At 71.3% G+C, this 13,902-nt stretch carries 15 protein-coding genes; 14 read left to right on the top strand and 1 reads right to left on the bottom strand.

Annotation, left to right across the window (positions count from 1 at the left end):
* The 14 genes from ACWEVN_RS39545 to ACWEVN_RS39610 all read left to right on the top strand — a co-directional run.
* The coding region (locus ACWEVN_RS39545) for a DUF6801 domain-containing protein (protein WP_452054692.1) at positions 1-1,478 on the top strand (1,478 nt) is incomplete at its 5' end.
* 5 nt (positions 1,479-1,483) lie between these two features.
* Positions 1,484-2,206, top strand: coding sequence for a hypothetical protein (locus ACWEVN_RS39550; RefSeq protein WP_452054693.1), 723 nt, complete (start codon positions 1,484-1,486; stop codon positions 2,204-2,206).
* Positions 2,203-2,988, top strand: a complete 786-nt coding sequence (locus ACWEVN_RS39555) for an MlaE family ABC transporter permease (RefSeq protein ID WP_310967226.1) — start codon at positions 2,203-2,205, stop codon at positions 2,986-2,988. The genes ACWEVN_RS39550 and ACWEVN_RS39555 overlap by 4 nt, the downstream gene beginning before the upstream one ends.
* The gene (locus ACWEVN_RS39560; RefSeq protein ID WP_452054694.1) at positions 2,989-3,804 is read left to right on the top strand and encodes an MlaE family ABC transporter permease; all 816 of its coding nucleotides are present in this window, start codon (positions 2,989-2,991) and stop codon (positions 3,802-3,804) included.
* Positions 3,801-4,997, top strand: a complete 1,197-nt coding sequence (locus ACWEVN_RS39565; RefSeq protein ID WP_452054695.1) for an MCE family protein — start codon at positions 3,801-3,803, stop codon at positions 4,995-4,997. Before ACWEVN_RS39560 ends, ACWEVN_RS39565 begins: the two co-directional genes overlap by 4 nt.
* Positions 4,994-6,010 (top strand): MCE family protein, encoded by a 1,017-nt coding sequence (locus ACWEVN_RS39570; RefSeq protein WP_452054696.1) that lies wholly within the window; start codon positions 4,994-4,996, stop codon positions 6,008-6,010. The genes ACWEVN_RS39565 and ACWEVN_RS39570 overlap by 4 nt, the downstream gene beginning before the upstream one ends.
* The gene (locus tag ACWEVN_RS39575; RefSeq protein WP_452054697.1) at positions 6,007-7,002 is read left to right on the top strand and encodes an MCE family protein; all 996 of its coding nucleotides are present in this window, start codon (positions 6,007-6,009) and stop codon (positions 7,000-7,002) included. Before ACWEVN_RS39570 ends, ACWEVN_RS39575 begins: the two co-directional genes overlap by 4 nt.
* On the top strand, positions 7,002-8,000 hold the full coding sequence (locus ACWEVN_RS39580; protein WP_452054698.1) for an MCE family protein: 999 nt from the start codon (positions 7,002-7,004) through the stop codon (positions 7,998-8,000). The genes ACWEVN_RS39575 and ACWEVN_RS39580 overlap by 1 nt, the downstream gene beginning before the upstream one ends.
* Positions 7,997-8,968, top strand: coding sequence for an MCE family protein (locus tag ACWEVN_RS39585; protein WP_452054699.1), 972 nt, complete (start codon positions 7,997-7,999; stop codon positions 8,966-8,968). Before ACWEVN_RS39580 ends, ACWEVN_RS39585 begins: the two co-directional genes overlap by 4 nt.
* Entirely contained in the window at positions 8,968-10,074 is a 1,107-nt protein-coding gene (locus ACWEVN_RS39590; protein ID WP_452054700.1) for an MlaD family protein, read from the top strand. Before ACWEVN_RS39585 ends, ACWEVN_RS39590 begins: the two co-directional genes overlap by 1 nt.
* A gap of 2 nt (positions 10,075-10,076) precedes the next feature.
* Positions 10,077-10,568 carry a hypothetical protein gene (locus ACWEVN_RS39595; RefSeq protein ID WP_452054705.1) on the top strand — a complete coding sequence of 164 codons (492 nt, stop codon included), beginning with the start codon at positions 10,077-10,079 and terminating at the stop codon, positions 10,566-10,568.
* A 134-nt stretch (positions 10,569-10,702) separates the two neighbouring features.
* A complete protein-coding gene (locus tag ACWEVN_RS39600) occupies positions 10,703-11,179 on the top strand; it encodes a hypothetical protein (protein WP_452054701.1) in 477 nt (158 codons plus the stop codon).
* Between the two features lie 17 nt (positions 11,180-11,196).
* On the top strand, positions 11,197-12,369 hold the full coding sequence (locus tag ACWEVN_RS39605; RefSeq protein WP_452054702.1) for an AMP-binding protein: 1,173 nt from the start codon (positions 11,197-11,199) through the stop codon (positions 12,367-12,369).
* The gene (locus ACWEVN_RS39610; protein WP_452054703.1) at positions 12,363-13,490 is read left to right on the top strand and encodes a KR domain-containing protein; all 1,128 of its coding nucleotides are present in this window, start codon (positions 12,363-12,365) and stop codon (positions 13,488-13,490) included. The genes ACWEVN_RS39605 and ACWEVN_RS39610 overlap by 7 nt, the downstream gene beginning before the upstream one ends.
* 7 nt (positions 13,491-13,497) lie before the next feature.
* On the opposite strand, the gene ACWEVN_RS39615 is transcribed toward ACWEVN_RS39610, so the two are convergent.
* A partial coding sequence (locus tag ACWEVN_RS39615; RefSeq protein ID WP_452054704.1) for a PucR family transcriptional regulator occupies positions 13,498-13,902 on the bottom strand: 405 nt, incomplete at its 5' end.

Raw genomic sequence — 13,902 nt, forward strand, 5'->3', positions numbered from 1 at the left:
CGGCGACCGTCGCGCTCGTCGGGGCGGGCCCGAGCCAGGCCGCGCCGGTGAGCCTGACGCTCAACTACAACTGCCCGTTCCCGCTGATCGGCGACCAGGTGCTGTCGGTGAAGATCGACACCAACCTGCCCGACAACGCCGTCGCGGGCGCGTCGTCGACCCCCATCACCTTCGACGTCGACGTCACCGTGCCGGAGACCGCCACCGAGGGCCTCGCCCTGGTCGGCGCCACTTCGCTGGACGGCTCGGCGAAGGCCGCGGCCGTGCTCAAGTACCCGGTCGACAAGACGCTGAACCTGAACCTCCCGCTGACGATCGCCTCGACGCCGGTGCCGCCTTCGGGCGCGTTCCACGTCAAGAGCAGCGGCAAGGCGCCGGCGGTGACGTTCCCCAGCCCCGGCACCGCGTCGGTGACGGTCGGGAACTTCAGCACGACGATGACCCCGCGCACCGCGGACGGCCAGCCGACCGACCTCGGCACGTTCACCTCGGACTGCGTCGCGGTCCCGGGCCAGAACCAGCAGCTGGGCACGTTCGAGATCAAGCCGGCGGGCGGCACGACGACGCCGACCACCCCGACCACGCCCACGACGCCGACCACCCCGACGACGGAGCCGACGACTCCCACGACGGAGCCGACGACGCCGACCACGGAGCCGACGACCCCGACGACGGAACCGACCACTCCGACCACGGAGCCGACGACCCCGACGACGGAGCCCACGACTCCGACCACGGAACCGACCACTCCCACGACCGAGCCGACGACGCCGACGACCGAGCCGACGACGCCGACGACCGAGCCGACGACCCCCACGACGGAGCCCACGACGCCGACGACGGAACCGACGACGCCGACCACGGAGCCGACGACCCCGACGACCGAACCGACCACGCCGACGACCGAGCCCACCACCCCGACCACCCAGCCGACGACCCCGAGCACCACGCCGACGAACCCGCCGGGCGGCGGCGTCGAGGTCAAGTACTCCCTGCAGGGCAAGTCGGTCCTCAAGCAGCTGCACGCCACGCTGCCGCTCGGCCCGGGCACCCTGGACGCCAAGCTCGACGCGGCTTCCGGCAAATTCGGCGCCCAGCTCGCACTGCCGAAGTCCGACGTCCACTTCCGCGTCCTCGGCTTCATCCCGGCGTCCGCGACGGTGAAGCTCGACCAGGTCGGCGCGATCACCGGCACCCTCACCGCCGGGGCGGTCAAGGCGAACGCCCAGGTCGACGTCCAGCTCACCAAGGTCCGCGTGTTCGGCTTCCCGATCCTGTCGTCGAAGTCGTGCCACACGGTCAAGCCCGCGGACGTGCCGCTCGTTTCGGCGCCCGGCTTCGACCCGCTCAAGGGCGGCAAGCTGACCGCGACCTACGGCATCCCGCAGTTCACCGGCTGCGGCTTCCTCACCGGCCTGATCACCGGTATCACCTCCGGCCCCGGCAACAAGCTGGACGTGAACCTCACCAAGAAGTGAACTCGATGAAGCTGATCCGTTTCTCCCTGCCGCTCGTGCTGGCAGTGGCCGCGTTCTCGCTCGGCGCCGCGCAAGCCGCGCCGGGCGAGAACGCCCCAGCGGTGCAGGCGGCCACGCAGATCCCGTTCGGCTTCACCCTCGGGGACGCGCAGCAGCCGACCACGAGCCACGTGGCCAAGCTCGGCTCCGACATCGCCTTCCCGCCGGGCACCTTCGACGGCGCGCTGGGCGGTCTCACGAGCACCGTGCCGATCACCGGCAAGCTGGCCATCCCGCCGGCGGACGGCTACTTCGTCGCGTTCCGGTTCATGCCCACCACCGGCCGGGTCGAGATCGTCCCGGACGGCGACGCGAGCGGGACGGCGACCGTCCACACGGGCAAGGACAAGGACTGCAAGGCCACGCAGACCAACATCTGCGCCGACACGGACGTGACCGCCAAGGTGTTCATCAAGCTCTCCGACGTGCGGGTGGACGGCAAACCCCTCGACGTCGGCCCGGACTGCCGCACCGCCCAGCCCGCGGCGGTCACCATCAAGGCGCTGGTGCCGATCTCGCTGCCCGCGCCGCCGGTGAAGGTGACGTCGACCTTCACCACACCGGAGTTCGCCGGGTGCGTCGGCCACGAGGACGTCAGCCGGCTGCTCACCGGCCTGGTTTCCGGGCCGGGCAACACCTTCGTCTCGAACCTCCAGCTGCGCTGCTTCAGCACCGGGTGCAAGCCATGACGATCCAGGTGCAGGAGAAGGCCGCGAACGGCCTGCGCGAGTTCGGCCGGATGTGCGCGATGGGTCTCGACGTCCTGCTCGCCATGCTCCGCCGCCCGTACCAGGTGCGGGAGTTCGTCCAGCAGTTCTGGTTCATCGCCAGCGTGTCCATCACCCCGGCGATCCTGGTGTCGATCCCGTTCGGCGCGGTCATCTCGCTGCAGCTCGGCTCGCTGACCAGCCAGATCGGCGCTCAGCAGTTCAACGGCGCGGCGAGCGTCCTGGCCGTGGTGCAGCAGGCCAGCCCGATCGTGACGACGCTGATCATCGCCGGCGCGGGCGGCAGCGCCATCTGCGCCGACCTCGGCGCCCGCAGCATCCGCGAGGAGATCGCCGCGATGGAGGTGCTCGGCGTCTCGCCGATCCACCGGCTGGTCGTGCCGCGCGTGCAGGCCGCCGTCGGGGTGTCCGTGCTGCTCAACGGCCTGGTCAGCGTGGTAGGGGTGCTCGGTGGCTACTTCTTCAACGTGATCGTCCAGGGCGGCACCCCCGGCGCCTACCTGGCCAGCTTCAACGCCCTCGCGCAGCTGCCCGACCTCGTCGTCAGCTCGATCAAGGCCGTCATCTTCGGCTACCTCGCCGGGGTCGTCGCGGCCTACCGCGGCCTGAACCCGAAGGGCGGGCCCAAGGGCGTCGGCGACGTCGTCAACCAGTCCGTCGTCATCACGTTCCTGCTGCTGTTCTTCGTCAACACCGTGCTCACCGCGCTGTACCTGCAGCTCGTCCCGGCGAAGGGAACCTGAGTGGCCATCCTCGGCAAACCCGGCGACCGGCTGTTCGACCTCGGCGACCAGCTGCTGTTCTACGCCCGCGCGCTCGCCGCCGTCCCGATCGCCGTCACCCGCTACTTCCGCGAAGTCGTGCGGCTGCTGGCCGAAGTGACGTTCGGCAGCGGCGCGCTCGCGGTGATCGGCGGCACGATCGGCGTGATGGTCGGGCTGTGCGTGTTCACCGGCGTCACCGTGGGCCTGCAGGGCTTCAGCGCGCTGAACCAGATCAACATCTCGGCGATGACCGGCTTCCTGACGGCGTACTTCAACACGCGCGAGATCGCGCCGCTGGTCGCCGGGCTCGCGCTGTCGTCCACTGTGGGCAGTGGGTTCACCGCGCAGCTCGGCGCGATGCGGATCTCCGAAGAGATCGACGCCCTCGAGGTGATGGCCGTGCGGAGCATGCCGTACCTGGTCACCACCCGGATCGTCGCCGGGTTCATCGCGATCATCCCGCTGTACGTCATCGGCCTGCTGATCTCCTACCTCGGCTCACGGCTCACCACGGTCGTTTTCTTCGGACAGTCCGGCGGCACGTACGACCACTACTTCACGCTGTTCCTGCCGCCCGGCGACGTGCTGTGGTCGTTCGGCAAGGTGCTCGTCTTCAGCGTCGGCGTGATCCTGACGCACTGCTTCTTCGGCTACCGCGCGAGCGGCGGGCCGGCCGGGGTCGGTGTCGCGGTCGGCCGGGCGGTGCGGACGTCGATCGTGCTGATCAGCGTGCTCGACCTGTTCCTGTCGCTGGCCATCTGGGGTGCGACGACCACGGTGAAGGTGTCCGGATGAGCCGGTTCCGCACGCAGCTCGCCGGGGTCGCCTTCCTCGGCGTGCTGGTCCTGCTCGGCTGGCTCGCGGTGGCCATCTACGACAAGGACTTCGACGACGCCGAGCTGGTGACGCTGCGGGCGGACCGGGTCGGCAACCAGCTCGCGCCGACCGCGGAGGTCAAGGTCAAGGGCGTCCCGTTCGGCGAGGTCCGGGCGGTGCGCAGCACCCGCGCGGGCGCCGAGATCGACCTCGCGCTCGACCCGGCGAAGATCGGGCTGCTGCCGGGGAACGTGTCCGCGCGGCTGCTGCCGAAGACGGTGTTCGGCGAGCGGTACGTCAACCTCGTGCTGCCGGACAGTCCACAGGGGAAGCTTCGGGCCGGTGACGTGATCGCCCAGGACCGGTCCAGCAACGCCATCGAGCTGGAACGCGTGCTCGGCGACCTGCTCCCGCTCCTGCGCGCGGTCCAGCCGCAGAAGCTGAACAGCTCGCTCGGCGCGATCTCCCAGGCCCTCGACAACCGCGGCAAGCCCCTCGGCGACAGCATCGTGCAGCTGCAGGACCTCCTGGGCCAGGTGAACCCGCTGATGCCGCAGTTCAAGGCCGACATCACCGCGCTGGCCGACGCATCCGACGTCTACACGAAGGCCGCGCCGGACATCCTGCAGGCGCTGAGCGACCTCTCGACGACCGCGAAGACCATTGTGGACACTCGCGCGGACCTCGACAACCTCTACGCGAGCGTCACCAGTGCCACCGGGCACCTCAACGACTTCCTGCGCAAGAACAAGGACAACCTCATCGGTGTCTCGGCGGCGAGCCGGCCGACGCTGGAGCTGCTGGCGCGCTACTCGCCCGAGTTCCCGTGCCTGTTCGACGCGGTCGACCGGCTCAAACCCCAGATGGAGAAGGCTCTCGGCAAGGGCACGAACGAACCGGGCCTGCACGTGACGCTCACCGTCCAGGACCCGCGCGAGAAGTACGTCCCCGGCCGGGACACCCCGCGGTTCGACGCCACCGGCGGGCCGAAGTGCTACGGCGGCGGCGCGGCGGCCGCAGGCCCGGCGGACGGTGATCTCGGCCCCGCGAACTCGCCGGGCGAACGGCAGCTGGTCGCGGAACTGCTGCGTCCGACGCTCGGTGAGGTGCCGGACTGGAGCAGCGTCCTCATCGGACCGGCTTTGCGCGGAACGGAGGTGACCGTCCGATGAGGAGCATCACCGGACCGGCCGTCAAAGGGCTGATCTTCTTCCTGGTCACCGCGGCCGCGACGGCCGTGCTCGCCATCACCATCGCCAACTCGAACGTCGGCGCGACCATCGGCTACACCGCCCGTTTCACCGACGCGACCTCGGTCAACCCCGGCGACGAGGTGCGGATGGCCGGCGTCCGGATCGGCCAGGTCGACTCCGTGCGGGTGGTCGAACGCCGACTCGCCGACGTCGAGTTCTCGGTCGGCCGCACGCACCGGCTCACCGCGTCGGCGTCGGTCACCATCCGCTACCGCAACCTGGTCGGCCAGCGGTACCTCGCGGTCGACCCCGGCGCCACCGACACCTCGCCGACGCTGGCCGAAGGCGCACAGATCCCCCTGGACCGGACCAGGCCGGCGCTCGACCTCACGGCGCTGTTCAACGGCTTCAAGCCGCTCTTCCAGGCGCTGTCGCCCAACGACGTCAACCAGCTGTCGTTCGAGATCATCCAGGTCCTGCAGGGGGAGGGCAGCACGATCGACAGCCTGCTGCGGCACACCGCGTCGCTGACCTCCACCCTGGCCGGCAAGGACGCCCTGATCGGCCAGGTGATCGGGAACCTCAACACCGTCCTCGACACGCTGAACGCCCAGGGCGACCAGTTCGACACGCTCGTCGACACCACCGCTCAGCTGGTCACCGGCCTCGCCGCGGACGCCAAGCCGATCGGGCAGGCCATCGGGGGCCTCGGCGAGCTGACCACCGCCACGGCCGGGCTGCTGGAGCAGGGGCGGCAGCCGCTCAAGGACAGCGTCGTTGCGCTCGGCGATCTGTCGAAGAACCTGGCCGACAACACCCCGGTGTTCCAGCAGTTCATCGACAACCTCCCGAAGAAGCTCGACCGGATCGGCACGCTCTTCTCCTACGGTTCGTGGGCGAACTTCTACCTGTGCTCGGTGCAGACCGACGCAAAACCGGCCCCGGGCGGACCACCGCCGGGCATCCCCGTCACGGCTGCGAGGTGCCGGTGAAACCGTTCCGCAGCCGCAACCCGATCGCCGTCGGCGCGGTGACCGCGCTGGTCATGGCCCTGATCGGCAGCGCCACCTTCTTCTCCGACGACTTGCCGCTCATCGGCGGCGGCACCACCTACAAAGCGGAGTTCCACGAGGCGGCCGGGCTCAAGCCGAACGACGAGGTCCGGGTGGCCGGGGTGAAGGTCGGCGAGGTCACCGACGTCCGGCTGGCCGGCGACCACGTCGAGGTGCTGTTCCGGGTCCGCGACACCTGGGTGGGCAACCGGACCACGGCGGCGATCAAGATCAAGACGTTGCTGGGACAGAAGAACCTGGTGCTCGACCCGGTCGGCAACGCGGAGCTGAACCCCGACCAGCCGATCCCGGCCGAACGCACCAGCTCGCCCTACGACGTCACCGCCGTGTTCAACGACCTGGCGAGCACGGTCGGGGCCATCGACACCGACCAGCTCGCGCAGGCGTTCCGGGTGCTGTCCGACACGCTCGGCGCGTCCGCTCCCAGCGACGTCAGAACGGCCTTCACCGGGATCGCGGCCCTGTCTCAGACGCTGGCTTCCCGGGACGAAGAACTGGTGAAGCTGTTCCAGAACACCAACCAGGTCTCGAAAACGCTCGGTCAGCGGTCCGACCAGATCCAGGCGCTGATCCGCGACGGCAACACCCTGCTGACCGAACTCAACGCCCGCAAGGATGCGATCGCGAAGTTGTTCACCGGCATCAAGAACCTTTCGATCCAGCTGCGCGGGCTGGTCGCGGACAACCAGAAGACGCTCGGGCCGGCCCTCGACCAGCTCGAGCGCGTGGCGACGGTGCTGCAGCAGAACCAGGGGAAGCTGGAGGACAGCCTCCGCCTGGCCGGCCCGTTCTACCGGCTGCTCGGCAACGCCGTGGGCAACGGCCGGTGGATCGACACCTACATCTGCGGGCTGATCCCCACCGGCACCACGCCGGGCAGCTGCCAGCCACCGAAGAACGGGGGACGCTGATGGCCCACCAGCTGATCGACCTGGGCGCCGAGGCGCGCCGGCGAACGCGATTGCGGGCCCTCGCGCTCGGTGTCGTGCTCGCGCTCGTCGTCTCGGCCGCCTGGCCGGTCGTGACCGCACCGGCCGAGCGGACGCTGACCGCGTACTTCACCGCTGCCGTGGGGATTTACCCGAACTCGGACGTCCGCGTCCTCGGTGTCGCGATCGGTTCGGTGTCCAAAGTGGAACCCAACGGCACCGATGTCAAGGTGACCATGACCCTGAAGCCCGGGGTCCAGCTGCCGGCGGACGCCGGGGCCGTCGTCATCACGCCGAGCCTGGTCGCCGACCGGTACGTGCAGCTCACACCCGTCTACCGCGGCGGGCCGCAGCTGCCCGACGGCGCGTCGATCCCGCGGGAGCGCACGGCGACCCCGGTCGAGGTCGACGACCTGCTGCACAGCCTCAACCAGCTGATGTCCGCGCTCGGGCCGCAGGGCGCCAACAAGGACGGCGCGGTCAGCGAGGTGCTGACCCGGTCGGCGGACTACCTGAACGGCACCGGGCAGCACATCGGCACGGCCATCAAGAACCTCGGCGAGTTCGCGCGCGCCGCGAGCGACTCGAAGGACGACCTGTTCGGTTCGGTCGACAACATCAGCAAGTTCACCGCGATGCTCGCCGCCAACGACGGCCAGGTCAAGCAGGCCATCGCGCAGATCGCTTCACTGAGCAAGGTGCTGGCCGACCAGCGTGACCAGTTCTCCGGCGCGCTGACCGAACTGACCCAGGCGCTGAGCGTCGTGCAGGGGTTCATCAAGGACAACCGGGGGCGCGTTCAGTCCGATGTGGACAAACTCGCGGAGGTCACCAAGGTGCTGGTGAACCAGAAGGACTCGCTTTCCGAAGCACTGCAGGCGGCCCCGAACGCCCTGACGAACCTCCTGGGCGCCTACGACCAGGCGAACGGGACCATCGACGGCCGCGGCAACCTCCTCGAATTCGCGGAGCCGAAATGAGATCCCTCGTCAAGCTGGCCGCGGTCGTGACGCTCGCGCTGGTCACCACCGGCTGCGGCAGCGGCGTGAGCGTCTACGACATCCCGCTGCCGGGCGGCGCCGCGCTCGGCGACCACCCGATCCACGTGACCGCGGGCTTCACGAACGTGCTGGACCTGGTCCCGCAGTCCGGGGTCAAGGTCAACGACGTCCCGGTCGGGCAGGTCGTCAAGGTCGAGCTGGCGCCCGACGGGCACAGCGCGGTCGTCGAACTGCTGCTCAACGGCGACGTCGACCTGCCCGGCAACGCCGTCGCCCGGCTGCGGCAGGCGAGCATCCTCGGCGAGAAGTTCGTCGAACTCGCCCCGCCGGACGACGCGACGCCGTCGGGCCGGCTGCTCGACGGCGCCACCATCCCCCCGGACCAGTCGACGTTGACGCCCGAGATCGAGGAGGTCTTCGGCGCGTTGTCGCTGCTGCTCAACGGCGGCGGTGTCGCGCAGGTCCAGAACATCAGCCACGAGCTGAACGACGCCCTCGGGGGCAAGGAGACCGCGGCGCGCTCCCTGCTGTCCAATCTGGACACCTTTGTGAAGGGGCTCGACGAGCACCGCAACGAGATCACCCGGGCCATCGAGAGCGTCAACAAGCTCGCGGCGACGCTGAACGCGCACACCGACCGGATCACCACCACGCTCAACGGGCTCACCCCCGGCATCGGCGTGCTCAACCAGCAGCGCGAAGCACTCGTCGGGATGCTCAAGTCCCTGGACGGGCTGACCTCGGTCGCCGTCGACACGGTGAACCGCAGCAAGGACGACCTCGTCGCGGACCTGCGCGCGCTGGAGCCGGTGCTGCGGCGGCTGGCCGACTCCGGCGACAAACTGCCGAAGGCGATGGAGATGATCTTCACCTTCCCGTTCCCGGACGCCGCCCTGGACACCATCCGCGGCGACTACCTCAACGGGTTCCTGAAAGCAGGCCACTGATGCTGACCCGGTTCGTGCGCGTGCAGGTGACGATCTTCGTGGTCATCGCCGTCGTCGGCGTCGCCTACGTCGGGGCCACCTACGCGGGCCTCGACAAGGTGTTCTTCGACCGCGGCTACACCGTGACCGCCCGGTTCCCGACCGGCGGCGGCATCTTCACCAACGCCGAGGTCACCTACCGCGGCGTGCCGATCGGCCGCGTCGGCGAGCTGCGGCTCACCCCGGCCGGGATGGAAGCCGACCTCGAGATCGACTCCGGCACCGCACCCGTCCCGGCCGACACCGAAGCCGTCGTCGCCGACCGGTCGGCCGTCGGCGAGCAGTACGTCGACCTGCGGCCGCGGGTGGACAGCGGCCCGAAGCTGCACGACGGTTCGGTGATCACCCAGGCCGACACGAAGATCCCGCTGCCGGTCGACGTCGTCCTGTCGACAGTGGACTCCTTCGCGAACTCGGTGCCGAAGCCCGCCCTGCGCACGGTCGTCGACGAGCTGTACAACGCGACGTCCGACGCCGGCCCGGCGCTGGACCAGCTGGTCGGCCGCGGCATCGAGTTCGTGCAGGCGGCGAGCGCGCACGTCGCGCCGCTGACCCGGTTCGTCACCGACGCGCACACCGTGCTCGACACCCAGGTGCAGCAGGCCGGCGCGATCCGCGACTTCGGCGTCAACGCGAAACTGCTGGCGTCGACGCTGAAGGCGTCCGACGGCGACCTGCGGACCCTGATCCCGGCGGTGCCCGCGGCCGCGAACGAGGTCAGCGCGCTGATCCGCGACGCCGGGCCGAACCTCGGCGTGTTGCTGGCGAACCTGCTGACCACCGCGGACGTCCTGGAAGCGCGGCAGGACGGGATCCGCCAGCTGCTGATCACCGCACCGCAGGCGGTGGCCGCGGCCGGCACGATCGTGCGGCCGGACGGGGTCCACATCGGACTGTCGCTGACCTTCTTCGATCCACCGCCGTGCACCACCGGGTACCCGACGTCGTACCGCAACGGTCTGGACACGTCGGTCCGCCCGCTGAACACGGCCGCGCGCTGTGCGCTGCCGAAGGGCGACCCGACGAACGTGCGGGGTTCGCAGAACGCACCGGGAGGACGGCCGTGAGGATGCTTGTGTGGGTGGCCGCGGTCTTGGCGACCGTCGCGGCCGGGTGGTCGGGGTTCACCTGGTGGCAGGCGGCGCACGACGACGGTGTCGCGCGTGCGGTCGTCCGGGAAGAGGCCCTGCAGGAGGGCCGGACGGCGGTCGCCGGACTGACCACTTTGGACTACCGGCAGGCGGCACCCGGGTACCAGCACTGGCTGGACCTCTCCGGCGGCGCGCTGCACGACGAGCTGGCGGCCGACCGGCAGGGCAGCCTCGACCGGATCGCCCAGGCGAAGACCGTCACCACCGGGAAGGTGACCGACGCGGCGGTGACCGAAGTGGACACCGGGGCGGGGACGGCGAAGCTGATCGCCTCGGTCGAACTGGTCGTCGCGCCCGACGGCGGCGACGCCGTGACCAAACGCAACCGGTTCCAGGCCGACCTGACCCGCGGGCCGGGCGGCTGGCGCGTCACCGGCCTCGGCCAGGTACCCGTGGGGGAGGCACCGTGAAGACAGTGACGAAGAAGCGCCCGGTGAAGGTCGCCGGTCGCCACCACTCGGACCCGGACGGTCGTGAGTGGCAAGGCGGGTTAGAACCCGCGTTACCACTCACGACCACCGGGGCACGGCGGCGGGTGTGGGTGGTGCCCGCGGTGGTGGCCGTGCTCATGGCGGGCCTCGCGGTGTGGTTCACCCTCGAAGCGCGGAGCACGCAGGCAGTGGTCGCGCACAACAGCGCGCTGTCCGATGTCGCCGGCACGGGTGAAGCCGCGAAGCAGGTCAGCGCGGCGCTCGGCACGGTCTTCTCCTACCGCTACGACGATCCGGCCAAGAGCGAACAGGCGGCGAAGGACGTCCTGACCGGGCCTGCGCTCGCGCAATACGAACAGCTCTTCGGGCAGGTCCGGAAGCTGGCGGCCGAGCAGAAGCTCGTGGTGACGTCCACCGCCGTCGCGTCCGGGGTGAAGCTCCTCGACGGCGACCGCGCGGCGCTGCTGGTGTTCCTCGACCAGACCGGCACGCGCGGCGACGGCCAGCGGAGCACCGGCGCCGCCCAGTTGAGCGTCACGGCCGAGCGCGTCGCCGGGAAGTGGCGCGTCACCGGGATGTCCGCGGCCTGACCATGCGCGAGGACCCCATGACCCTCTCCGAGCTGCTGGCCGGCCGCGCCGCGGCGGCGGGCGACGCGCCGGCGATGACCTGGACCGCTCCGGCGGTCACCGTGACCTGGGCCGAGCTGGACCGGCGCGTCACCGCCGTCGCCGCGGCCCTGCGCCGGGTCACCGAGCCGCGGCAGCGGGTGGCGATCCTCATCGAGCCGTCGCCCGACTACGTCGTCGCGTTCCTCGGCGCGCTGCGGGCCGGGCTGGTTGCCATCCCGGTGGGGCCGGACCGCCGGGCGAGTGTGCTCGCCGACGCCGAGCCGTCGATCGTGCTGGCGACCGCGGCCACCGTGCCCGCGATCCGGCGGTTCCTGGCCACTTTGGACACCTGCGGGCACCGGGTGCTCGCCGTGGACGGCGTTCCGGACGCGCCCGGCTTCACCTCGTATCCGGCGGTGCCCGACGACATCGCGTACCTGCAGTACCCGCGCGGGGTGATGGTCACGCACGCGAACGTCGTGGCCAATGCCCGGCAGGTCGCGCAGGTGGTGGGGCGGACCACCGTGGTGAGCCTGCCGCCGAGCGATCCGCTGGGGCTGGTGCTCGGGGTGGCGGTCCCGATCGTCACCGGCCGGCCCGTGGTGAACGACGCGGCCGCTCCCGCGGCGCTGCCGGGGTGTTACGTCGTCGCCGAAGCGACCGCTCTGGTCGCTTGTGGACGGCCGGTCGGCCAGCAGGTCGCGATCGTCGACCGCGACGGACGACGGGGGCCGGTCGGCGAAATCTGGGTCAGCGGGCCGAACGTCGCCCGCGGCTACTGGCGGCGGCCCGAGGAGTCCGCGCGGGTCTTCTGCGCCCGGATCGTCGGCGACGACGAGCCGCGGTGGTGGCTGCGGACCGGTGACCAGGGCTTTCTGGACGCCTCGGGCGAGCTGTGCGTCACCGGCCGGAGCTTCGTCGCCGGGCACCGCCCGGAGGACCTCGAAGCGACGGCCGAGCAGGCGCACCCGGCGATCCGGCCGCGCGCGGCGTCGGCGTTCGCCGTACCCGGTGGCCAAGCCGTGGTGGTGCTCGAACTGGCCGACGGCGTCGTCCCGCCGCGCGGCGAGGTCGAGCGGGCGGTGCGGCATGCGGTGTCCACGCGGCACGGGCTGACGCTGCGCCGAGTCGTCGTGCTGCAGTCCTCCATCGGGGACGGCCTGTGGTGACCGGGCCGGCCGAGCGGGCGCTGTCGCCGGGCGTCCCGTTCGCCACGTCGTCGTTCGAGGTGACCTGGCCGGAGGTGCCGTTGCCACCTTTCTCGCCTGCTGGTCCGGGAGCGTGGCTGCTGCTCACCGACGAGCACCCGGCGGCGCTCGGCCGGGCCGTCGCGCTCGCCCTGGCCCTGGCCGCGGCGGGCGACGACGCGCTGTCGCTGCCGCGCGACGACCTCGGCGAGCTGCCCGGCTTCCTGGCCGAACGGCCGGTGCGCGGCGTGGTCTTCCTCGCCGGATCGCCGTATGCCTACCACGATCCGGAGGCCGCGCAGGAGCTGCTGCTTTCGGTGTCGTCGGTGGTCGCGCGGCTCGGCTTCGGCGTCCGGTTCCACCTGGTCACGCAGGCAGCGGGGGAGCCGGGGCTGGCGTTCCTGCGCGGGCTGGTGCGGGTGCTCGCGGTCGAGCGGCCGCAGCTGCGGGCGAGCCTGGTCGACGTCGACGCGCGGTCCGATGTGGACGTCCTGGTGCGCGAGCTGCGCTCGGACGCCCCGGACGACGAAGTCCGCTGGCGGCACGACGTCCGGTACGCGGCACGGCTGGCGCGCGTCCCGTTCGCGGCCGACGTGCCGACCGGGCCCGGCGCGTACGTGGTCACCGGCGGCCTCGGGCCCGCGGCCGCGCGGTGGCTGGCCGGGACGGGCGCCACCCGGATCGTCCTGTGTGGACGTCATGCCGGGGTGTCCGACGCGGTGGTGATCCCCGGCGACATCGCCGAGCCGGGGGTCGCGGAGCGGCTGGTCGCGGCCGCCACCGCGGACGGCCTGCCCCTGCGGGGCATCATCCACGCGGCGGGCGTCCTCACCGACGACCCGTCGGCCGCCTGGCACCGCGGCGTCCTGGGCGCCCGCCGCCTCCACGAGGCGACGGCGGACACCCCACCGGACTGGTGGCTCCTGGCCACCTCGGCCGCGGCGTTGTTCGGCGCCCCGGGCGAAACCTCCCGCGCTACCGCCGACGCCTGGCTGGACGCCTTCGCCGCCTGGCGCCGCTCCCGCGGCCTCCCCGCCACGACCGTCCAGCTCGGCACCCCCCACCTCCCCGACCTTCCCCGCCCCTACTTCGCCACCCTCTGACACGGGGTCAGGGGAGGGTGGCGCGGAGGGCGAGGATCATCTCGAAGCGGTCGTCCGGGTTGCGGAGGATCTCGGCGAACAGGGTCTCCAGCTCCTGGGCGCGGGCGCGGACCGTCTGGGGGTGGATCGCGAGGCGGTCGGCGACCTCGCGGACGTTGCCGCACGTCTCCAGCCACGCGAGTAACGTCCCCGCCAGGCGGTTGTACTGCTTCGGGGTCAACGCCGTCAGCGGGGCGAGACGACGCCGGGACACCTCCGTCACCAGGAACGGCTCCTTGCGCAGCCACAGCGTCGCGAGGTGGTCTTCGCACCAGGTCAGCGGCTCGTCCGGGAGGACCTCCGCCGCCACCAGCCGCAACGCCTCCTGCGCCGTCGCCAGCGAGCGGCCCGCCTGGCGCGGCGGGACCGGCGG

The sequence above is a fragment of the Amycolatopsis sp. NPDC003861 genome (genome assembly GCF_053605405.1).